The sequence below is a fragment of the Moraxella macacae 0408225 genome (assembly GCF_000320365.1).
In the GTDB taxonomy this organism is placed as follows: domain Bacteria; phylum Pseudomonadota; class Gammaproteobacteria; order Pseudomonadales; family Moraxellaceae; genus Faucicola; species Faucicola macacae.
Map to the genome: position 1 here is coordinate 246,149 of NZ_ANIN01000002.1, position 22,776 is coordinate 268,924.

Genomic DNA, 22,776 nt, shown 5'->3' on the forward strand with positions numbered 1-22,776 from the left:
ATGCTCCCTAACAACCTAGAGGATTTAACCGATCACGAACTACAAAGGCTAGAAAAAATGTTAGACATTGCCAAATTAAACCTTGATATAGAAGAAAGCCGGCAGAGAATGGAAGAAAGCCGAAAACGCTTCGATAAAGATTTAGAAGAAAGTAGGCAACGCATAGAAGAAAGTAGGCAACGAACGGAGGAAAGTCGTGCCACAGTTGAGCAAATGCGTATTGAAAACGACAAATTCCGAGCCGAGCAACAAAAGATTGCCAAAGAAGCCAGGTTTTACCCTTACATGACTTTAATCAGTGCGATGATCGGCGGACTTGTTGTGGCGATAATCACCAAGTTATTTTAACAGGTATTTTAACTATAGCTAAATCTTTAATTGAGCCAAAAGGAGCAATCAATGACCTCTAAACAATTATTAAAACAAGTACTTTTAAGCCTCTGCGTTACATTGTTTTTCAATTTGATTATTTGGACGACTTACATAATCGTAAACAGATTGTATTAATAAACATTCTATCAATAAACATTGTAACAATCATACGCTTTGTTTTTGATAAAACTCATTGACAAATTTATCAAACATACCATTATCCAAACTGTCGCGAATGTTTTGCATTAAATTTTGGTAAAATCGTAAATTATGAATGGTGTTTAATTGTGCAGATAACATCTCACCACATTTGTGTAAATGGTGCAAATAGGAGCGACTAAAATTTTGGCAAGTGTAGCAATCGCACTCGTTATCCAAAGGCGAATCGTCAAAACGATGCATGGCATTTTTGATTTTAACAACACCTGTGCTTACAAACAAATGCCCATTGCGTGCATTGCGAGTTGGCATGACACAGTCAAACATATCCACGCCACGACGAACCGCTTCTACAATATCAGTTGGTGTGCCAACGCCCATCAAATAACGCGGTTTGTCAGTGGGCATCATATTTGGCAGATAATTTAGCACGCAGGTCATCTCATCTTTTGGTTCACCGACCGATAATCCGCCAATGGCATAACCGTCAAAGGGCATCGCAAGCAGTCCGTTTAACGATTTTTCACGCAAATCACGATACATTGAGCCTTGAATAATGCCAAACAGGGCGTTTTTGTTGCCTAGTTTTTGATGTTCATTGATACACCGCTCGCCCCAACGCAACGACAATTCTAGTGATTTATCGGCTTCTAGATGGGTTGCAGGGTAGGGTGTACATTCGTCAAATTGCATAACAATGTCAGAATTTAGCGAGTTTTGGATTTGCATGGAAATTTCAGGTGATAAAAACACTTTCGCTCCGTCAATGGGTGAACGAAAATACACGCCTTCTTCTTTGATTTTTCGCATTGCCCCAAGGCTAAATACTTGAAAGCCACCAGAATCGGTTAAAATGGGTTTATGCCAACCAATAAAATCATGCAACCCACCAAATTTATCAATCACAGCGGTTGTTGGACGCAACCATAAATGAAACGTATTGCCAAGGATAATTTCAGCACCAATGGCATGAATGTCGCGTGGGAGCATGCCTTTAACCGTGCCATAAGTGCCAACAGGCATAAAAGCTGGGGTTTGTACATCGCCATGAGCCAAATGAACCGTGCCACGGCGAGCAAGGCTTGATTTATCGGTAGTGTGTAAGGTAAATTTCATAATTTAAGTATTTGTGTTTTAATATTTGTATTTTTAAGTTTTACAGTAAGATTGTCAAAAGTGCTTATTGTCAAAAAGTGCTTATTATAGCAGTTTTTCATAGATTGTAAATTTTCATAGATTGTAAAAAGTTGTATTTGTCAAACAATCTGTTAAAAAACAAATGTTGATAAGAAAACAAATGTTGATAAGAAAAAAATTGTTAAGGGCTAATACCCAATTTTGTTAGGGGTGTTAACCCATTCAATAACGCCACCTCCTAAGCAAATCTCACCATCATAAAACACACAAGATTGACCGCAAGTTATGGCTCGTTGTGGCTTGTCAAAAACCACTTTGATTTTGTCATCATTGGCAAACAGGGTGCAGGCTTGATCAGGTTGGCGATAGCGAGTTTTCGCGGTGCATTTGTAGCCGTTGTTGCTATAAATCTGATCGGGTATGTGGGTTACCCAGTCCAATTTATAAGCGATAAGTTCGGTTGATTGCATTTGTGGGTGATCATGCCCTTGTCCGACGATCAAGCGGTTGTTTGTTAAGTCTTTATGCAGCACAAACCAAGGCTCTTCAGGACGATTTTTAATGCCGCCGATACCAATACCACCACGTTGGCCGATGGTGTAGTACATAAGTCCGTCGTGCATACCGATGATTTGCCCATCATCGCTGATAATTTCACCCTTTTGAGCGGGCAAATACTGTTGTAAAAAGTCTTTAAAGCGCCTTTCGCCAATAAAACAAATGCCTGTGCTGTCTTTTTTGTTGGCGGTAGCAAGGTTGTGTTTTGTGGCGATTTTACGCACTTGTGATTTTTCTAATTCCCCCACGGGAAATAAGGTTTTGGCAATTTTTTTGCCATCAACCGCGTGCAAAAAATAACTTTGATCTTTGTTATTGTCAAGTCCGCGCAAAAGTTTGGCCTTATCAGCCGCCACAAAACCTCTACGCACATAATGCCCTGTGGCAATGTAATCCGCTCCCAATCCAAATTTTGGATTTGTGGCGTAATCCAAAAACGCCTTGAATTTGACTTCTTTGTTGCACAAAATATCAGGGTTTGGCGTGCGTCCTGCTTTGTATTCATCTAAAAAATGTTCAAACACATTATCCCAATATTCTGCTGAAAAATTTGCAGTGTGAAGTTTGATATCAAGTGCATCTGCCACGGCTTGAGCATCTGCTAAGTCGCTAAGAGCGGTGCAATATTCGGTACCGTCATCTTCTTCCCAGTTTTTCATAAACAAACCCTCAACTTGAAAGCCTGCTTGTTTTAACAATACAGCAGATACCGAACTGTCAACACCGCCTGACATGCCGACGATGACTTTGGTTTTGGTGGGGTTAAGAATGTCTTTTAAAGTAAATGCGTGTGTCATAGATTTGATTGGTTTTTGTTAAATATTTGTGTTAAATATTTATATTAAATATTTGTGTTGTAAATTTAAACGATACCCACTTAAAACGATAAACGATTTAAAGCAATAAATGGTTTAAAGCAATAAAAGCAATAAATGGTTTTACAAACCACCCAACGAGCTAACCATCACTGCTTTAATGGTGTGCATGCGATTTTCGGCTTGTTCAAAAGCGATGTTGTAAGGCGACTCAAACACCTCTTCGGTTACCTCAATGCCATTGATAAGAGCTGGGTATTGTTTGGCGATTTGTTTACCAATTTTGGTATCACTGTTGTGAAAAGCGGGCAAACAGTGCATGAATTTTACACGCAAATTGCCAGATGCTTTGATTAAATCCATATTGACCTGATAAGGCATGAGTAGTTTGATACGCTCGTCCCACGCTTCAAGTGGTTCACCCATTGATACCCAAACGTCGGTATGGATAAAGTCTACATTGTTTACCGCTTGGTGAATATCTTCGGTAATGGTGATTTTGGCACCGCTTAATTTGGCAAATTCTTCACACATATTGATGAAGGTTTCATGTGGCTTTAGATCTTTTGGAGCACAAATACGCACGTCCATGCCTAATTTTGCACCGATCAACAATAACGAATTGCCCATGTTGTTGCGAGCATCACCAAAATACGCATAGCTGATTTGGTGCAAGGGTTTATCACTGTGTTCACGCATGGTTAAAACATCAGCCAACATTTGTGTTGGGTGGTATTCATCAGTCAAACCGTTAAACACAGGCACGCCTGCGTATTTGGCCAATTCTTCTACTGCGCTTTGACTAAAACCGCGGTATTCAATGGCATCATACATACGGCCAAGCACGCGGGCGGTGTCTTTCATGGTTTCTTTATGGCCGATTTGTGATGAATTTGGATCAATATAGGTAACATTTGCGCCTTGATCATAAGCGGCAACTTCAAACGCACAGCGTGTACGCGTTGAGGTTTTTTCAAAGATTAATGCAATATTTTTGCCTTTTAATTGTTGTTGTTCCGTGCCTGCATATTTGGCACGTTTTAAATCACGTGATAAATCTAATAAAAAGTGTAAATCGCGTTCGCTATGATTGACAAGGCTCAATAAATGTCGGTTATTAAGATTGTAAGACATAAGTTTTCCTTTTGATTTATAAATGTTTTAATCTATAAATGGATCGAAAGTCATTTCTTGGGTAATTTTGTAATCTTCATTTGCCCACGCACCAAAATCAAGCAACTGACAACGTTCGCTACAAAACGGCTTAAAGGCATTGTTTTGCCAAGTGGTGATTGTTTTGCATTGTGGACAGGGATAAGTTTGGGTTTTACTGTGTGGCTGATCGTTGGCAAGATTGTTGTTGGCAAAATTGTTGGCAGGGTTTTGGGTGATGGTCATGGTGTTTGTCAGTTGTTGGCTTGTGGTTGTGGCAATTAATTGCTAAAATTTTAATGGTTGGCATTATAGCATTTTTTGCCAAATTTAGCGATATTTTTAATATTCGATATTTTTAATATTTTAACGTTATTGCTAAAATTTATCAAAGCTACTGATAAAAAAGTTTTATCCAAAGTTTTATCCAAAAAAAATTACCTAAAAAGAGTTTTTATGAAAAATCCATTAGATCGGTCTATTTCTCATCATGCCAAACGTTATTTTCAAGCGGATAAAATCCAGCCGCCCAGAGATTTTCAGCCGTTGCCTGCTGATTTTTGGCAAAATAACAACCTTGGTTTGGAAATTGGGGCAGGCAAGGGCAAACATGCGTTACAATTTGCCAATCAAAACCCTGATTTTCACTTGGTTGCCATTGAACGAACCAAGCAGAAATTTGGTGTTATGCAAAAAGCTGCAAAACTGGCAAATTTAGCAAACTTGCATGTGGTGCATGCCGATGCAATTGCGTGGGTGGTGCATGCTGTGCCAAAAAATAGCCTAAGCAAAATTTTTATTTTATACCCCAATCCAGAACCACACAATCCAAATCAGCGTTGGTTAAACATGCCTTTTTTTGAGTTTTTGTTGTCGCGTTTAAAAGTAGGCGGTGAGTTGATTTTGGCAACGAATATAGAAGATTATGCCAACCAATCTTTTGATGCAGCTTTAAATATTTGGCAATTGCCTGTACAAAAAACCGTTGTGCCAAAAGACAGTCAGCGCACGCATTTTGAGATAAAATATTTGGCAAGAGGCGAGCGGTGTTGGCAATTAGCCATGGTAAAACCCAAAAAGTATGTAACGCGTTTTGACAAAAATTTTTGATGCAATTTTTGGCATAAACTTTGATATAAATACTAAAAATTTGGTTTAAATTTTGCTAAATTTTTTACGCAAAATAAGTGTAAATTGTGTTATAATGTTGCTTTTGTTGTATGCGTTTATTTGTTGTATATATTGCGTTTGCGTTAAACATTCGTTATACATTGTGTTTCGTTAAACATTGTGTTAAGCGGATTTTTTAAGATATTTAAGGAAGCACCATGACGACCGATTCAATTAGCCCCATTGGCATTGTTGATGAACTCAAACAGTCCTATTTAGATTACGCCATGAGTGTGATTGTTTCTCGTGCCTTGCCAGATGTGCGTGATGGGTTAAAACCTGTGCATCGCCGTGTGCTGTACGCCATGCATGAGTTGTCTAATGATTATAACAAACCCTATAAAAAATCCGCCCGTGTTGTGGGTGATGTTATCGGTAAATATCATCCGCACGGTGATACCGCGGTGTATGATGCAATTGTGCGTTTGGCACAACCGTTTAGTATGCGCTATATGCTTGTTGATGGTCAAGGGAATTTTGGATCGGTCGATGATGATCCTGCAGCTGCTATGCGTTATACAGAAGTGCGTATGCAAAAATTCACCCACCAAATGCTTGCCGATCTTGACAAAAACACAGTAGATTGGGAGGCGAATTATGATGGATCTGAGCAAATGCCCTCGGTGTTGCCTGCTCGCATTCCAAATTTATTGGTCAATGGTGCAACAGGAATTGCTGTTGGTATGGCAACCAACATGGCGCCACACAACTTAACCGAAGTGGTTCATGCTTGCCTTGCTTATGCAGACAATCCTCACATTACAGGCGAGGGCTTGATGCAATACATCACAGGGCCGGATTTTCCGACAGGTGGTATTATTTATGGTCGCAGTGGTATTGTCGATGCGTATCGTACAGGCAAAGGGCGGTTGCATTTGCGTGGCAAATATCACATTGAAAAAATGGCACAAAATGGGGCAAACAAAGACCGCGAACGCATTGTTTTTAGTGAAATTCCTTATCAAACCAATAAAGCCAAATTGATCGAAAAAATTGCCGAATTGGTGCGCGATAAAAAACTGGACGGCATCAGCGAGATTCGCGATGAATCGGACAAAGACGGCATGCGTATTGCAATTGACTTAAAACGCGGTGAAAACACTGAAGTTGTTGTTAACAATCTGTTTTTGCAAACCCCTTTAGAAAGCAGTTTTAGCATTAATATGGTTGCATTGGACGAAGGGCAGCCAAAAATCATGACATTGCGTGATTTAATTGCGTGTTTTATCCGTCATCGTCAAGAAGTTGTAACGCGCAGAACCGCTTTTGAACTAAAAAAAGCCTTAACGCGTGGACATTTGTTGGAGGGCATGACGATCGCATTGGCAAATATTGATAAAATCATTGAAACCATTAAGCAATCCGCCAACCGCCAACAAGCCCGTGATAATTTATTGACCGATGTTTGGCAGTCAGGTGGCGTACTTGCTATGCTCGAAATGGCAAATAGTTCATCGATTCGCCCTGATTTTATTGAAGGTGAGGATCTGAACGCACCGTATGGTTTAATTGATAATGATACCCATTATCGTTTGTCGCCTGACCAAGTGAATGCCATTTTGGACATGCAATTGCACCGTTTAACAGGACTAGAGCAAGACAAAATCCAAGCAGAATTTAAACAAATTTTGGCAGAAATTGCCCAATTACAAAGCATTTTGGCAGATTTTGACAAACTTATGCAAGTGATTAAAGATGAGTTAAATGAAGTTTTAGCCAATTTTGGTGATGAGCGCAAAACCCAAATCGTGGCAACAAGGGCGGATTTTACGCGTGAGGATTTAATTCCAGAAGAACAGATTGTGCTGACTGTTTCTCAAACAGGCTATGCCAAAACTCAACCGCTTTCGGATTATCAAGCCCAAAAACGCGGCGGGCGTGGCAAATCTGCAACCAGTATGAAAGAAGATGATGTTGTGCAACATTTGTTGGTAACCTCCAATCATGCGACGGTTTTGTTTTTTACCAATATTGGCAAGGTTTATCGTTTAAAAGCCTATGAAATACCAAGTGCATCGCGTGGTTCAAAAGGACGCCCGATTGTGAATTTGTTGCCTTTGGCGGAACATGAAAACATTTCGGCAATTTTGGCATTAAAAGAATTTCCAGAAAATCACTACATTTTTATGGCAACCGCAGGCGGTACGGTAAAACGCGTGGCATTAAAAGAGTTTGAAAATGTGTTGTTTAATGGTAAAAAAGCCTTAGAAATGCACGATGGTGATAGCTTAATTGGGGTAAATTTGACCGATGGCAATCAACACATTATGCTGTTTAGCAACGCAGGCAAGGCTATTCGTTTTTCTGAAAATGATGTGAGGGTTATGGGGCGTTCTGCTCGCGGTGTGCGTGGTATGCGTGTCAATTTGCTTGCTGTCAATGATGATGAAGCGATTGACGATGACAGTCAAGATATAGAAAGTACAGATGTTGATAATGATGGCGGTGTCATCAGTCGCGTGGTGTCGCTTGTGGTTGCCTCTGAAGATAGCGAGGTGTTGTGTGCGTGTGCCAATGGTTACGGAAAGCGGACACTTGTCAAGCATTTTACTTTACGCAAACGTGGTTCGCAAGGCATGATAGCAATTAAAACCAGTGAACGCAATGGTGAGTTGGTGAGTGCAATTGAAATTGATGAAAGCAAAGATTTGTTGTTAATTTCTAATTTAGGTACACTTGTGCGTACTCGTGCAGCAGAGGTGATAACTGCAGGACGCACTGCTCAAGGCGTAAAACTCATTCGGCTCGGTGATAACGAAACGTTAGCCAGTATTGTGGCAGCTGAAGCGATGAATGAAGATGATGACGATTTGGATTTGACGGAAGTTTTGCACGAAGAGGGTCTGTTAGAAGAGTAGTGGTTGTTTTTAGCAAAAAACCCAATTTTAGCATTGGGTTTTTTAAATTTATGGGTAGGAGTGCTGATATGTCAAACACGATCGGGGCAAACTTTAGGGTAGAGCAGGCTATTTTTTCGTTGGCAACCAATGTGGATCGTTGCTATTTGCAGTGTGCTTGGACGTATTTTGCCACGCTTGGCAATGTGGTGGTGAGCGATGTTTATCAAAGTGCTGTATTGCACATGAATGAGAATGCGTATCACAATCAAATGTTGTGGCTGGGTTTTACAAAACCGATGTTATATCAAGATTTATTAAACTTAAGCAAAGTTTTAGAACAACAAAATAAACGCCAAAGTTTTGCAAAACCGCACATAACGCTTGATATTGACATTATTGCCATCAAAACTCAGCAAAGCATAGACACACAAAAAGATGAAAAAAATCAAGATTTTATCCAATTGCAATCCAACTGGTATGGAATTGCCAGACGCTTGCCCTTGGCGGATTATGACCATGTCTGTTACACGGATTTATGCCAAAAAACGCCCTGTTGTCCAAACTTATTAAAATAAACCGCCATGTCTATGCCAGTTACCACCCATCTTCGCAAAAAACTTTACAATATTTTACAAAATTACGCGTATGACAGTCCTGTTAGTCGTTATACTGAATATTTTTTGATTTTTTTGATTTTGCTCAATGTGCTGGCGGTTATTTTGTCATCGGTGAATGAATGGTATATGACTTATCGAGGTTATTTTGATTTTTTTGAAAGGTTTTCGCTTGCGATTTTTAGCCTTGAGTATTTTGTGCGACTTTGGGTAATTGCTGAAATTGATGAGACAAAATCCGCTTGGCAAAACCGCAAAGAGTGGCTGTTTAGCACGGGTTCTGTGATTGATTTTATTGCAATTTTTCCTGCGTATCTGAATTTTTTCGTACCGATAAATTTGCGCCTGCTTATTGTACTTAGACTGCTTCGGTTGTTTAAACTGACGCGTTATTTTTTGGCATTGCGCATTTTGTTAAATGTTATCAAACGCGAAAAAGAGTCGTTTAAAGCGGTGATTTTTATCTTATTGATTTTAATCATTTTATCAGCAAGCGGGATTTATGCAGTAGAAAATAAAGCCCAGCCGCATGAGTTTGAATCCATTCCAAAAGCCATGTGGTGGGCGGTGGTTACGTTAACGACTGTGGGTTATGGTGATGTAACTCCTGTAACCATGATGGGCAAATTTTTAGGAGCAATGATTACGATTTTGGGGGTTGGACTTGCCGCCTTGCCAGCGGGGATTTTGGCATCGGGTTTGGCAACCGAACTTGAACATCGGCGCAAAAGCACAGAAAATTTGTTGCGTCAAAGCATTATGGATAAAAATCTGGACGTGCATGAAGAGTCAGAAGCAATTGAGCGGTTGCGCCGTGAGTTAAATTTATCTCAAGAGCAAGCCGTGCGAGTGGTAGAGGAGCTTAAGCAAGATTTAGAACTTAACCAAAAAATCACCAATTCGCTGAATTTTTGTCCAAATTGTGGTTGTCAATTGGCTCATTTGCATGACAATGGCTCGCCCAATCACCCACCGATCAATCCAAAAATTGATCCAAAACCAAACACCATCGATCACAGCACCACCGATCATAAATTCCATAACCTTGGTGATATTGATGATGCCAATCCGCTTAATTAATACCGCTTAATTAATATTTAAGGTTTTTTAATCAGTCATATCATTTGCTGGTTGTAGGGTTGTTTGTTGTAGGACTGTTTGTTGCAGCCAAACAGTGGTTTCATCAGCGGACATGGGTTGACCGTGAACAAACCCTTGCGTGGCATCACAGCCAATTTGTTCTAGGCATTGGCGTTCGGCTTGAGTTTCTACACCTTCGGCGATTACCTTGATATTCATAGCGTGAGCCATTTTGGTTAGGGTTTTGACAATTTGAATTTGACGCGGATTTGTGTGTATTTTTTGAATAAATAATTTATCAAATTTTAACAAATCAATTGGAAAATTCAGCAAATAACTAAGCGATGCATAGCCTGTACCAAAATCGTCAATTGCGATGTTAAAACCGTGGTTGTGTAAAAAATTTAGTGTGGTTAAAGTATTGTGATTATGGGCGATCGGAGCGGTTTCGGTCAATTCAAACTCAATGAATTTGGCAAAATCAGGCTGTTTTGATGCAGTTTTTTGAATAAAAGTTAAAAAGTTTTCATGTAACAATTGGCGAGCATCGATATTAATGCCAAGTTTTACCAAAAAACCTTGTTGTTGCCACGCCAACGCTTGATTCATGCAATGTTTTACCATATTTTCAAACAATTGTTGTGAAAAAGTTTCTAAAACCTGATCCAAAAAATCCTTTGGCGATAAAATTCCAAGCACAGGGTGATGCCAGCGCATCAAGGCTTCAAAATGATAAATTGGCTGATTGTTGCTGTTAACTGGCGGTTTAAAATAAATCTTTGGTTGAAAAAACGCCACAATTTGTGAGTCATTTAACGCATAAGTGAAAGCACTTTGTATGTGAGTTTTATTAAAGGGCGGGCTAAAATTAAGTTTATCAAGCCACACAGGCTGATTGCTGTTTTGGGTGCAAGCCTGATGTAACATATTTTTTTTGGTGTTTAAGGTATTTTCAAAAAACAAGGGAGCAAAAATCAGTGGGTATTTGCCATCGGTTTTTTTGAAAATCGTAGTACACATTTTTTACCTTTATTAAAATATTACTAAGAATTTAGTATTGCTAAGCAATTTAATATGACTAAGCAATTGATAAACCATACAAGGTTTGTAAAGCCGTCAATGCGACAACAGGGGCGGTTTCGGTACGCAAAACACGCTCACCAATTTGCCATGCCAAAAAATCATTTTGATACGCCAATGCCAATTCATCATCTGACAATCCGCCTTCTGCTCCAATGAGTAAACAATAATCGCTATTTTTGTCAAATTTTGTGTGGTCAAAAACTTGTGAACTGGCCAAACGTTCAGGCACAGCAAGCACTAATTTTAGCGTATTTTTTTGGCTTGCGTGCTTGGTTTTGGCTGTTTTGTTGTTATTTTGGATAAAATCTTGAATGTCAAGCGGCGGTAAAATCGTTGGTATAAGATTTAATCCGCATTGTTCGCAAGCACTCTTTGCCACGCCTTGCCAATGATTGAGTTTTTTGGTGATTTGATCGGGTTTTAGACGAACTTCACTGTGATGACTTGTTAGTAATTGCAGTGCAAAAACACCCATCTCGCAGGATTTTTGAATGGCGTAATCCATGCGATCACCACGACTCATCACAAGCCCAATGGTAACTTTAAAGGGCAAATTGCGATTTAGTGGCAAAAAATCATCAACCGACACGTAAGCGGTTTTTTTGCTCATTTTGGTTAGTGTAACTATATATTCACCACCTTGACCGTCAAATAAAACCGCTTTATCACCAATATTGGCACGCAATACTTTGCACCAATGTTGCAATATATTGTTGTCCAACTCAATCTGTTTGCCAACTGCCAATACATCTGGACCTGTGTAAAAGAAACGTCGCATACTTTACTTTTGTGATATGTTTTATCTTTTTATGACCTTATAAACCAAATCCGTGGCTAGCCACATTTTTGTTAACGCAACAAGTTAATTGTTAACGAAACAAGTTAACGTTTTTGTTGCTGTAATCTTCATCGGCTTGCAATGAAAAATTGCTGTCATTGTCGTCAACCTTGCCTGAATGTTTGCTTTGTAGTTTGATTAATAAGCGCAGATCATTTGGACTGTCGGCAGATTTAATCGCATCTTGATAGGTAATTTCACCGTTTTCGTATAAATCAAACAAAGCCTGATCAAAGGTTTGCATACCAACCTCGCGCGAGCGTTTCATCAAGGGTTTAATCTCATGAATTTCACCTTTTCGGATATAATCGCCAACCAATTGCGTATTGAGCAAAATCTCAAGAGCCGCTCTGCGACCTTTACCATCAGGCGTTGGGAGAAGTTGTTGGGCAATAATTGCACGCAAGTTTAATGACAAATCCATCAAAATCTGTCCTTGATGTTCACCTTCAAAAAAGTGAATAATACGATCGATCGCTTGGTTGGCATTGTTGGCATGCAGGGTAGCAAATACCAAGTGGCCAGTTTCGGCGTATTGTATTGCATAATCCATGGTTTCACGCGTACGAATTTCCCCGATTAAAATCACATCAGGGGCTTGGCGCAGGGTATTTTTTAACCCCGCCTCAAACGACATTGTGTCAATACCAACCTCGCGCTGGGTAATGATACAGCCTTTGTGTTCATGCACATATTCAATCGGATCTTCGATACTGATGATATGTCCGCGCGAGTTTTCGTTGCGATGTCCGATCAAGGCCGCCAGTGTGGTTGATTTACCTGTACCGGTTGCACCTACCAAAAGCACGATGCCACGTTTTTTCATGGCAATTTCTTTTAAGATTGGTGGTAAATTTAAATCTTCAGGTTTTGGAATTTTGGTTTCAATTTTACGCAAAACCATGCCTGCACAATCTCTTTGGATAAAAGCGGAGACACGAAAACGGGCGTTTTTCTGTTTGTCGTTAATTGCAAATTGGCATTCGTGTGTTTCTTCAAATTCTTTGAGTTGGGCAGGCGACATGAGACTTTTTACCAACGCCATAGATTGGGCAGGCGTTAGGTTATTTTTGGCAACAGGCATAATCACGCCGTTAACTTTCATAGACGGCGGTACATCGGCGGTAATAAACAAATCCGAGCCGTTTTTTTGTACCATTAACTGTAATAATTTATCAAAATCCATAACAATCTCGGTTGGCTTAAGGGTTAATATTGATTAAATTTATTTAAAGATTATCTAAATTAAATAATGATTAGGTTGCATAAAAACTTAAGTTACAAATTTAAGTTACAAATTTAAGTTACATAAATGCTTCAGGCTGTTTGGCGTATTGGCGGGCAGATTCTCTACTGATCACGCCTTTGTTTAGCCACTCACGCAGGCTTTGATCAAGCGTGGTCATGCCCTCGCCTGCACTGGTTTGAATTGCTGAGTACATTTGGGCGACTTTATTTTCACGAATTAAGTTACGAATTGCAGGCGTGCCAAGCATGATTTCGTGTACTGCCACGCGTCCGCCTGTTTGGCGTTTTAGTAGGGCTTGAGAAATAACCGCTTGTAGCGATTCAGACAACATTGCACGAATCATATCTTTTTCGGCTGCAGGAAAAACGTCGACCACACGGTCAATGGTTTTGGCAGCTGATGTGGTATGTAGTGTGCCAAATACCAAGTGGCCAGTTTCAGCGGCAGTCAATGCCAAACGAATGGTTTCAAGATCGCGCATCTCACCCACCAAAATGACATCAGGGTCTTCACGCAACGCCGAACGCAGTGCTGCATCAAATGACAAGGTATCGCGGTGAACCTCGCGTTGGTTAATCAAAGATTTTTTGGATTGATGCACAAATTCAATCGGATCTTCGATGGTTAAAATATGTTCTTTTCGGTTTTCATTAATATAGTTAATCATCGCAGCCAGTGTGGTTGATTTTCCAGAACCTGTTGGGCCAGTTACCAGTACAATGCCACGTTTATAGCTTGATACTTTTTTGAACACCTCGCCCATGCCAAGCTGTTCCATGGTTAAAACCTCTGATGGAATGGTACGAAATACAGCACCAGCTCCGCGGTTTTGGTTAAATGCGTTGACACGAAAACGTGCAACTTCAGGAATTTCAAACGAAAAATCCGACTCCAAAAACTCTTCGTAGTCAGCACGCTGTTTGTCATTCATGATATCATAAATCAAGCCGTGAACCGTCTGATGATCAAGCGGTGGCATATTGATTTTGGTAATCTCACCGTCCACGCGAATCATCGGTGGCAAACCTGCAGAAATGTGCAAGTCCGATGCTTTGTTTTTATTTGAAAAACGCAATAAATCATCAATGCTAAGTTTTTTTGACATGGTTTTGCCTATAATTTTTTGATTGCAATGGTTTGCAATGTTTTGGTTAAAAAAATTTTCTCTACTATAAACAAAATTTGCCAAAAATACCAGTAAAAACCGACAAAAACGCAGGGTTTTTAATTTTTTAGCAAAATTTGTTAAAATTTTGGCTTAATGGTTGCTATTATAGCTAAAATTGTTACAATTAGCACACAGTTTAATTAACATATAATTTATCATCTGGATTGAGTGAATATGCCAAACAATGAACCTGTTTTAAATTTTATTTCTAATAAACAATTAATTCAAAATTATGAACAAATTAAACAAAAAATTCCATCGCACGTTACTTTGTTGGCGGTGTCAAAAACCAAACCAAGCGAGATGATACAAGCATTGGCTAAGCACGGTCAAAGGGATTTTGGTGAAAATTATGTCCAAGAAGCCCTTGCCAAAATTCATGCATTGCAAGGTATTACCGCCAAAGGTAAAGCACTGATTTGGCATTATATTGGACACATTCAACGCAATAAAACCCGTGATTTGGCCGAAAATTTTGATTGGGTGCATGGGGTTGATCGCTTGATTATTGCACAACGTCTCAATGAACAACGCCCCAAAAATTTGGCAAAACTCAACATTTGTATTCAAGTTAATATTGACAACGAGGACAATAAGTCAGGTTGTCAACCTGAAGAATTGCCAACTTTGGTTGCAAAAATCAGTCAGTTTGGCAATTTGTGCTTGCGTGGATTGATGATAATTCCAAACCCCACTCAAGACAGCAAACACGCCTTTGAAAAAACCAAACAATTGTTTGATAAGGTGAAACAGTGTCATGCCAATCCAACCGATTGGGACACTTTGTCAATGGGAATGAGTGGCGATATTGAACAAGCGATCGATGCAGGTTCAAACATGGTGCGAGTAGGGACAGCGATTTTTGGCGCAAGGAATTATGCTTAATGATTGCTTACTTATTAAATTATAATTACTTATTAAATTATAATTACTTATTAAATTATAATTACTTATTAAATTATAATTACTTATTAAATTATAATTACTTATTGATTGGTTTTTTTATTAAACTTAATGCCACCCACGCAGGGCCGATGAGTAAAAACTGCACATCTTCAAAAAACGACGGTTTTGCCCCTTCGATTTTATGGCCGATAAATTGCCCAATCCAAGCCAATACAAACACCGCAATCCAACCGCCAAAATGAATGGGTATGCTGGCAACAATTGCCACGCAAATTGCCACAAAAACAGACATAGCAATAAATAGCGACCATGACAAGCGAGCGTAAAACCACAATACGCCCAATGCCACAGCCAACAACAAAAATGGGTTAATAAGCCAAAACAACGCAACGATTGTTAAAAAAATAACCGGCACGCAGACAAAATGAATTTTTTTATTGGTGGGGTTACGGTGGCTTACGGCGTAATCAGTAAGCCAACTCGCTAAGGTTTTGTTGCTTTTGAACATTGCCATCACAAAATCCTTTTCATATGAAATGATTGCTAATTTAGCACATTTTGGCAAAAAATCCAAGCAAGATATGCGATGCGTGGTTTTGATGTTACAAATGCTTAACCACCGCATCGCCCATTGCCGCGCAGCCCACCAAAACACAGCCGTCGGCATAAATGTCCGCCGTGCGCAAGCCTTGTTTTAGCACCTTTTGCACCGCTTGCTCTATTTGCACCGCACGGCTTTCATCGTTTAAACTGTATCTAAGCAGCATTGCAAGCGATAAAATCGTCGCTAAAGGATTGGCAACGTCTTTGCCCGCAATGTCTGGAGCTGAGCCGTGGCTGGGTTCATAAAGCCCTTTGCCGTGTTCATTTAGGCTAGCCGACGGCAACATGCCAATTGAGCCTGTGAGCATGCTCGCTTGGTCGGATAAAATGTCGCCAAAAATGTTGCCCGTTACGATGACGTCAAATTGTTTGGGGTTTTTAACCAGCTGCATGGCGGCGTTGTCCACATACATGTGGGTCAATTGTACATCGGGGTAATCGCTTGCCATTTGTGCAAAAATTTGCCGCCACAATTCGGTGGTTTCTAGTACATTGGCTTTATCCACGCTGCACAATTTTTTGCCACGTTTTTGGGCGGCGGTAAAGGCAACTTTGGCAATGCGGCGGATTTCGCCCTCAGAATAACGCATGGTGTTAAAGCCTTCTTTTTCGCCGTTGTCGTTGGTAACAATGCCGCGCGGCTCGCCAAAATAAATGTCGCCCGTTAATTCACGCACAATCAGCATATCAAGCCCTGATACAATTTCAGGCTTTAGCGTGGAAGCATTGGCAAGCTCTGGATATAAAATGGCAGGTCGCAGATTGGCAAACAAATTTAAATCTTTGCGAATGGCCAAAAGCCCACGCTCTGGGCGTAAATTTCGCTCCAAAGTGTCATATTGGGGCGAACCGACCGCTCCGAGCAATACGGCATCGGCTTTATGCACAATGGTTTGCGTCTCACTCGGATAAGGCGAACCGTAAGCGTCATAGGCTTCACCGCCCAATTTGGCGTATTCATAGGTTGCGTTTAAACCTTGGGTAATGAGTTTATCCAAAACTTTGACGGCTTGAGCGATGATTTCAGCACCGATGCCGTCGCCGTTTAAAATGGCGATGTGTTTTGCCATAGTTGCTCCTTTTGTAGGTTTGTTGTGGTGATTAAAGTTGTTGTTACAGTATTCATGGTTACAGTATTCATGGTTACAGTTTCATAACTAAAATTAAAGTGTTGTTTTAATCTTTCTAATCTAAGCTGGGTAATAGATGCAATGCTGGGCGGATAATGGTGCTTTATCAGATAATTGATGGCAAACGCATTTTGTTTAATCGGTTCATCAATTTGACACAGGATAAATTGTTTGTGCGTATTGTCCTCATGATTGCATTCCAAAACCGCCTGCGCAGTTGTACCGCTGCCTGCAAAATAATCCAAAACGATATCATCGGGATTTGGCGTGGCAATTCTAAGTAAATATTTAATCATTTCAACAGGTTTTGCGGTTGAAAATAACGCTTCCATGTTAAGTTTTGCTAAATCATGCTTGCCTTGGCGTGAATAAAAATTTAACAAACTCATCGCACTGTCGGTTGCGTTTTTTAATAAATGTTTTTCATAGGGTCTACCATTTTTAAAAATCAATTTATTGGCATAAAAAAGTTTTATGATTTTTTCTTTAGAAGACCAAGCGCGGGTTTTTAACGGCTGCAAGGTTAAATTAATTTCAGGTATGTGCAAACAGTTTGGCTCGCCTGGAGTAGACAAATCGGTAGCAAAACAAATTTCGCCCTGTTCATCAACAATATTGTAATTTTTTAACCATGAAAATTCATCTAACGGCTCAAATTCTTTTAGGGCTTGTTTTAAGGCAATATTGGCTTTATCTATGCCTTCATGCTGATAAATTTTCTTAATTTTGTTAATCAGTGGGTTTAGTTTTTTTTGATAAAACGGTAGGGCTAAGCGTTTTATCGCAAACTTAGGCGCAAGCTGTTTGTTTTTTGCAAACGCCACAATGTATTCGTGCGTGGTATTGATGTGTTTGGCATTGCTTCTTGTGGCTTGACGGGTGATAAAAACGCCCAAAAAATTTTTTTTCGCAAAAATTTGATAGCACAATGCCAACAATTCTGCCAGTTTATTGTCATCAATGGAAATAAACACAAAGCCTGTGTCTTTGAGTAAATCTCGCGTTTTGGTTAATTTTTGCCCCATAAAATCGTCCCAATCTGCCAAATTGTCGTGATATTCAAAACTGGTAGATTGGGTGTTGTAGGGCGGATCAATATAAACCATTTGTACGCTGTTGTTTGCTAAGTGCTTTAAGCAATTATCGGCGTCCATGATGTATAATTTATGCTTCAATTGTTGCAAACACCCATGGTCTGGTTGTTGTTGCCTGCTGTTCAAAAGCTCGAATGTCATCGGCATTTTGTAGCGTTAAACCAATATCATCTAAGCCATTTAACAAACAATGCTTGCGAAAATTATCAACATCAAAACTGTACGCTTTGCCAGATGGGGCGATGACTTTTTGATTGGGCAAATCCACGGTTAATTGATAGCCGTCCGTGGCAAAACACGCGTTAAACAATTCGTCCACATCGCTTTCGCTTAACACCACAGGCAACATGCCGTTTTTAAAGCAATTGTTATAAAAAATATCGGCAAAACTTGAGGCAATCACAGTGCGAAACCCATATTCTTCTAACGCCCACGGTGCATGCTCTCGGCTTGAGCCACAGCCAAAATTATTGCGCGCAAGCAAAATCGTCGCCCCTTGGTAGCGGGGTTGATTGAGCACAAAATCGGGGTTTTTCGGACGTGTAGCGTTGTCCTGCCCCAAAAAGCCCTCGTCCAAATAACGCAATTCATCAAACAAATTCACGCCAAAGCCTGTGCGTTTGATGGATTTTAAAAACTGCTTGGGAATGATTAAATCGGTGTCCACATTGGCACGGTCAAGGGGGGCGACGATGCCGCTCTCAATAGTGTATTTTTTCATAAAATTTTTCCTTAAAATTTTTTAAAAGTGTCAATTAAAATGCTGTTTTAAAAATGCGAATTTTTTTAAAAGTGCATATTTTTAAAAATGCGGTTTTTAAAAGGCAAATAACAAAATGGATATTTAAAAGTGCATTTAAAAATGGTTAATCAAGTCGTTGTTTATTCATCATCTATTCAATCTATTCATCATCATATATTTTACTTGGCGTACCACACACTTGACAAAAATGCACAAAGGCACTTTTTCTGGCATTGCAATTAACACAATGATTGTGCAAACCAATCCCACAATGCGGGCAAAAATCCAAGGTCGGGTTGGATAAATCCACAGAACGCTCGCATCCTGGACAAACGCCCGATGTCAAACGCTTAAATGCCAAATCATAATCCAAAACTTTTCGGCGTAATTGTTCTGGCTGAGTTTCTGTGTGTTTTTGCTGCTCCAAATAATTATTTAACGCCAAAATTAATTGTCGCCCCACCACCAAAACCACAATGACGCCCACGCCATAACGCACATAGCCGCCATAACTTGGCAAATAAGGCACCAATTCAATAAAAAACGTAATCAGTGCAAAAAATATAAATCCCCAAACAAAGGGCCAATACATGCTGTGGCGTTTATTTTTCCAAAGCCAACCTGCCAATAATAAAAGCGGTAAAGTAAACGCCAAACGATACAAAAATACTTTTAATTCTTGATGAATAATCGCTCTTTGCATCAATGGATTGGCGTTTTCTAATAAATCTTGCTGTTTATCCATCAAATCTTGTATGGTGTTATTGGTGTTTAATTTAACTTTATACTGAGTTTCAATTTGGTTTTGCACCGACCGAACTTGTTGTCTTAACGGTTCTAACTGTTTGGTGCGATAAACTACTTCAGGGTTATCTTCAGCTCGCTCGGTGGCGGTACGACTTTGTAGCCAATCTTGAAAAGAACCTTGGGCGGTTGCCAAATTATTTTGTGCGGTTTCTAATTCCAATTCTAATTGGCTGATGGTTTTGGCAATATTATTTTCTTGAATTTGGAGCGTATTGATATTTTTTTCAATTTGTTGATATTGAGTTTTATCCACAAATTGCAACTGGTCAATATTTTTTTCTACCTTGGGCAAATCACCAATGATGGCACGCCCCAATCCTAACAAGAAAAAGGCAAACAATATCGCCACAATCCACAAACCACGGCGAAACCAAACTTCCGATAAACGCAAAGATTTTTTCATAAGATTTTAGTTTGTTGAGTTTGAATTGGTTGAGCTTGAGTTGGTTGAATTTGTTGAATGATTAAAACCCAAAATCATTGCCACATCATCGACAGATAATTTACGCACCAAATTTTGCTCATCAACATCCAGATAATTCATCTGCTCTTTGATCAAGCGGTGAACATCACGAGCCACATTGTAAGCACTGGCGTAATACAAATTTGGGTCATCTTTTGACAATTTTGCCAAATACCGCTCGATGATTTGTTTTCTTTTGTTGGCTTCGGTTATTTCTTTCATTATTTATACTCTTTGCATTCAATGTATTTTTCTTCACAAAACATAGCGTGAAACTCAGCTTTGCATTGTTTTTGCACGTTGAGTTTTGCTTTGCCACGGTTTGAATTTTCACTTTCAAAAGTTTTGGTAAAGGCTTTTAATTTACACACATGAATCGTTTCGTTCTCTGGTTTGGCAATTAAAATAGTCGGTTGCGGACTTTGAATAACGGCGGGTTGAATCACAATGGGCACGCCTTTGCCATTATCATCCACCACAGGAATCACACAAGCGGTTAACGTTGTGATGGTTGGCAGAATGAATAGCAGTGTTTTTTTCCATGTTTTTTTCGGTGTTTTCATAACAATCTTCAAAATTTATCATTTATAAAATATCGCTTCTATCACGATAGTCATTGGGATTTGTGCCTTGCATACAACCTCGCAAATCTATCCCACCTTTTCGGATTATCTGTTGCTTGGCATGTTTTTTTACGTCATAATAACTCTGATTTTCTTGAATAATTAGTTTTTTTACTACCTAGCATATAAAGCATGCAAAGTTTCTAACGTTAAATCTTTACAAGAATAAACCTTATCTATATTTTGTAAATACGCTTCTTGCTGATAAATCTCATCTGCGACAAACAAATAGATGCCGTGATTAACAATTGCTTTGACTTTATCAAAGGTTAAATCTGTTCCCAATGTTATTTCTATCATTACATCAACTGGTGTCATTTGAGCGGTTTTAATAAATTGCTTATAGCGTTCTCTTAAAGTGCGTTTTGCTCCAATTCCAAAAGTTTTACCATTTAGCACAAAAAATAAATCAAATTCGGTAGATTTATCTACTTTATCGTGTGTTTTATTAATATCTTTAGCTAAAATTCCTAGCCCCAACAATACAGATTTAATGCGATTTTCATAATCCAAACCGCTATCACTGGTAATGGATTGATTTAAACTTTCATTAAATAACAACATAAAAATTTGATTGGGTTCTATACCAATTTTCATCAAATCATTAGATTGTGTTACTAAATTTTCTATAAAAACATTGGTATCTTGCGAAAACCCCACTTTTAAATTTTCAAAAAACAATAATGATAACAACGCCCCATTAACCCGAGTGTGATAGGGATTTAAAACAGTTATTTTGTCGTATTCTAAAGACAAAGGATAGATATTTTTTAATTTTTCAATATTATCAGCAAGTTTTATTTTGGCTTCTTGTAATAATAAATCTTTTATCAGCATTAACTTAACGCTAAAAATAAACAGCTCTAAGTGATTGTTATCTTGAATTTCAATGAAAATTTCATTGAAATATTCAATTTGCTTGTTACCCTTTTTTGTTTTTACAGAAAACTGCTCTAAAACCAATTGTTTAAATTCATCTAATGTTATTTTTTTAAAAAACAATTGATAATATTCAACGATTTTTAAAACCTGATTATCATTTAAGTCAGCCTTAACTAAGTATTTTAAAAAGAAATAAAATTTAGCATTAATATCCATTTTTTCTTTTGAAATATCAAATTGTGGTAATCGCACTGCTTTATTCCTTTAATAAGTTTTTAAATATTTGCTGTTTAATTTCATTCGCCAATGCACGAATAACAGGCACAGCAACGCTATTGCCAAATTGCTTATAAGCCTGCACATCACTCACTACAATTTTAAAATTTTCAGGAAACCCTTGTAATCTGCTGGCTTCTTTTGGGGTAATTTTACGCGGATTTTGATTGTGTTGTTCAATCAAAATTTCCGAACCGTCTTTATAATATCTGGCACTGATGGTACTAGTATAATCAGAATTGGCATTAAATAAAGAATAACCAAACCCATTGCCTTTTTTTTGGTGTTCAAGTTTACGCCGCTGATGTCCTGCCCATAATTTATCAGAAATAGTATATTTTTTATCAACCCCAGTTTGCAAAATATCGCCAACCTTTGATGGTTTATAAATTGTCTTTAATGCGTTAAAATCAATTGCACCATCTTGATTAAATTCATTTAAAATGGCAATAATATAAATCCGCTCGCGATTTTGCGGAATACCAAAATTTTTGGCATTTAAGATATCCGCATAAACCCGATAGCCCAAATCTTCCAAAGTGCGTTTAACAACTTTAAAAGTATTGCCTTTATCGTGATTTTTAAAACCTTTCACATTTTCCAAAAAAATCAATTTTGGGCGATGATGTTTAGCAATACGTGCCACATCAAAAAATAAAGTACCACGCGTATCTTCAAAACCTTTACGAAGCCCTGCCACACTAAACGCCTGACAAGGAAACCCCGCCAAAATAATGTCATGATGCGGAATATCTTTGACATCAATTTGCGTAATATCACCGTGCGGCAATTCACCATAATTGGCGTAATAAGTTTGCTGTGCAAATTTATCAAATTCAGAGGCAAACACAAATTCAATCTGATGCTTAAAAACTTGCTCAAAACCCAAACGAATACCGCCAATGCCAGCAAATAAATCAATGGCTTTTAAAGTTGTTTTGGCATGATGTTTGGTTAAAAAATCAAAAGTGTGTTGCATGGTTTTCAATTATTCTGCTACTTAATTTATTTATTT

The 22,776-nt window shown here is 38.8% G+C and carries 23 protein-coding genes; 6 read left to right on the top strand and 17 right to left on the bottom strand.

All coding sequences use genetic code 11. From position 1 onward, the window contains the following. The gene (locus tag MOMA_RS06630) at positions 1-348 is read left to right on the top strand and encodes a hypothetical protein (RefSeq protein ID WP_009501740.1); all 348 of its coding nucleotides are present in this window, start codon (positions 1-3) and stop codon (positions 346-348) included. A 189-nt stretch (positions 349-537) separates the two neighbouring features. Here MOMA_RS06630 and tgt read toward each other — a convergent pair whose 3' ends face one another. The 4 genes from tgt to MOMA_RS06650 all read right to left on the bottom strand — a co-directional run bounded on the left by tgt (position 538) and on the right by MOMA_RS06650 (position 4,439). Further along, positions 538-1,647, bottom strand: a complete 1,110-nt coding sequence (gene tgt / locus MOMA_RS06635; protein WP_009501741.1) for a tRNA guanosine(34) transglycosylase Tgt — start codon at positions 1,645-1,647, stop codon at positions 538-540. Positions 1,648-1,856: 209 nt separating this feature from the next. Next, positions 1,857-3,023, bottom strand: coding sequence for a tRNA 2-thiouridine(34) synthase MnmA (gene mnmA / locus MOMA_RS06640; protein WP_009501744.1), 1,167 nt, complete (start codon positions 3,021-3,023; stop codon positions 1,857-1,859). A 141-nt stretch (positions 3,024-3,164) separates the two neighbouring features. Continuing rightward, complete coding sequence (locus tag MOMA_RS06645) at positions 3,165-4,175, bottom strand: ornithine carbamoyltransferase (protein ID WP_009501745.1); 1,011 nt, start codon at positions 4,173-4,175, stop codon at positions 3,165-3,167. Positions 4,176-4,202: 27 nt separating this feature from the next. After that, entirely contained in the window at positions 4,203-4,439 is a 237-nt protein-coding gene (locus tag MOMA_RS06650) for a DNA gyrase inhibitor YacG (RefSeq protein WP_009501746.1), read from the bottom strand. Between the two features lie 210 nt (positions 4,440-4,649). Between MOMA_RS06650 and trmB the strand changes: the two genes are divergently transcribed. From trmB to MOMA_RS06670, 4 genes are all read left to right on the top strand, one after another. Next, entirely contained in the window at positions 4,650-5,303 is a 654-nt protein-coding gene (gene trmB, locus MOMA_RS06655; RefSeq protein ID WP_051012743.1) for a tRNA (guanine(46)-N(7))-methyltransferase TrmB, read from the top strand. Between the two features lie 218 nt (positions 5,304-5,521). Next, positions 5,522-8,221 (top strand): DNA gyrase subunit A, encoded by a 2,700-nt coding sequence (gene gyrA / locus MOMA_RS06660; protein WP_009501748.1) that lies wholly within the window; start codon positions 5,522-5,524, stop codon positions 8,219-8,221. 68 nt (positions 8,222-8,289) lie between these two features. Continuing rightward, positions 8,290-8,778, top strand: coding sequence for a 2-amino-4-hydroxy-6-hydroxymethyldihydropteridine diphosphokinase (locus tag MOMA_RS06665; protein WP_009501749.1), 489 nt, complete (start codon positions 8,290-8,292; stop codon positions 8,776-8,778). A gap of 6 nt (positions 8,779-8,784) precedes the next feature. Continuing rightward, positions 8,785-9,897 (top strand): ion transporter, encoded by a 1,113-nt coding sequence (locus tag MOMA_RS06670; protein ID WP_009501750.1) that lies wholly within the window; start codon positions 8,785-8,787, stop codon positions 9,895-9,897. Positions 9,898-9,924: 27 nt separating this feature from the next. Here MOMA_RS06670 and MOMA_RS06675 read toward each other — a convergent pair whose 3' ends face one another. The 4 genes from MOMA_RS06675 to MOMA_RS06690 form a co-directional block, all read right to left on the bottom strand. Then, on the bottom strand, positions 9,925-10,917 hold the full coding sequence (locus MOMA_RS06675) for an EAL domain-containing protein (protein WP_009501751.1): 993 nt from the start codon (positions 10,915-10,917) through the stop codon (positions 9,925-9,927). A 58-nt stretch (positions 10,918-10,975) separates the two neighbouring features. Beyond that, positions 10,976-11,758 carry a 16S rRNA (uracil(1498)-N(3))-methyltransferase gene (locus MOMA_RS06680; protein WP_009501752.1) on the bottom strand — a complete coding sequence of 261 codons (783 nt, stop codon included), beginning with the start codon at positions 11,756-11,758 and terminating at the stop codon, positions 10,976-10,978. A 91-nt stretch (positions 11,759-11,849) separates the two neighbouring features. Further along, entirely contained in the window at positions 11,850-13,004 is a 1,155-nt protein-coding gene (locus tag MOMA_RS06685) for a PilT/PilU family type 4a pilus ATPase (RefSeq protein ID WP_009501753.1), read from the bottom strand. Between the two features lie 118 nt (positions 13,005-13,122). Next, the gene (locus MOMA_RS06690; protein ID WP_040625291.1) at positions 13,123-14,172 is read right to left on the bottom strand and encodes a type IV pilus twitching motility protein PilT; all 1,050 of its coding nucleotides are present in this window, start codon (positions 14,170-14,172) and stop codon (positions 13,123-13,125) included. A gap of 237 nt (positions 14,173-14,409) precedes the next feature. On the opposite strand from MOMA_RS06690, the gene MOMA_RS06695 reads away from it, so the two are divergent. Beyond that, positions 14,410-15,120: a YggS family pyridoxal phosphate-dependent enzyme gene (locus MOMA_RS06695; protein ID WP_009501755.1), complete on the top strand. Its 711-nt coding sequence runs from the start codon at positions 14,410-14,412 to the stop codon at positions 15,118-15,120. Positions 15,121-15,217: 97 nt separating this feature from the next. Here the strand turns inward: MOMA_RS06695 and MOMA_RS06700 are convergent, their stop codons facing one another. From MOMA_RS06700 to MOMA_RS06740, 9 genes are all read right to left on the bottom strand, one after another. Further along, positions 15,218-15,655 carry an Mpo1 family 2-hydroxy fatty acid dioxygenase gene (locus MOMA_RS06700; protein WP_040625294.1) on the bottom strand — a complete coding sequence of 146 codons (438 nt, stop codon included), beginning with the start codon at positions 15,653-15,655 and terminating at the stop codon, positions 15,218-15,220. An 88-nt stretch (positions 15,656-15,743) separates the two neighbouring features. After that, complete coding sequence (gene leuB, locus MOMA_RS06705; protein WP_009501757.1) at positions 15,744-16,814, bottom strand: 3-isopropylmalate dehydrogenase; 1,071 nt, start codon at positions 16,812-16,814, stop codon at positions 15,744-15,746. After that, a complete protein-coding gene (locus MOMA_RS06710) occupies positions 16,790-18,028 on the bottom strand; it encodes a DNA methyltransferase (protein WP_009501758.1) in 1,239 nt (412 codons plus the stop codon). Before MOMA_RS06710 ends, leuB begins: the two co-directional genes overlap by 25 nt. 10 nt (positions 18,029-18,038) lie before the next feature. Continuing rightward, the gene (leuD, locus tag MOMA_RS06715) at positions 18,039-18,689 is read right to left on the bottom strand and encodes a 3-isopropylmalate dehydratase small subunit (protein WP_009501759.1); all 651 of its coding nucleotides are present in this window, start codon (positions 18,687-18,689) and stop codon (positions 18,039-18,041) included. A 181-nt stretch (positions 18,690-18,870) separates the two neighbouring features. Beyond that, entirely contained in the window at positions 18,871-19,920 is a 1,050-nt protein-coding gene (locus tag MOMA_RS06720; RefSeq protein ID WP_009501761.1) for a hypothetical protein, read from the bottom strand. A 6-nt stretch (positions 19,921-19,926) separates the two neighbouring features. Further along, a complete protein-coding gene (locus MOMA_RS06725) occupies positions 19,927-20,202 on the bottom strand; it encodes a hypothetical protein (protein ID WP_009501763.1) in 276 nt (91 codons plus the stop codon). Further along, on the bottom strand, positions 20,202-20,543 hold the full coding sequence (locus tag MOMA_RS09715; protein WP_009501764.1) for a hypothetical protein: 342 nt from the start codon (positions 20,541-20,543) through the stop codon (positions 20,202-20,204). The genes MOMA_RS06725 and MOMA_RS09715 overlap by 1 nt, the downstream gene beginning before the upstream one ends. Before the next feature lie 174 nt (positions 20,544-20,717). After that, a complete protein-coding gene (locus MOMA_RS06735) occupies positions 20,718-21,737 on the bottom strand; it encodes a PDDEXK family nuclease (RefSeq protein ID WP_009501765.1) in 1,020 nt (339 codons plus the stop codon). A 4-nt stretch (positions 21,738-21,741) separates the two neighbouring features. After that, complete coding sequence (locus MOMA_RS06740) at positions 21,742-22,740, bottom strand: DNA cytosine methyltransferase (protein ID WP_040625301.1); 999 nt, start codon at positions 22,738-22,740, stop codon at positions 21,742-21,744. Positions 22,741-22,776: the final 36 nt, after the last annotated feature.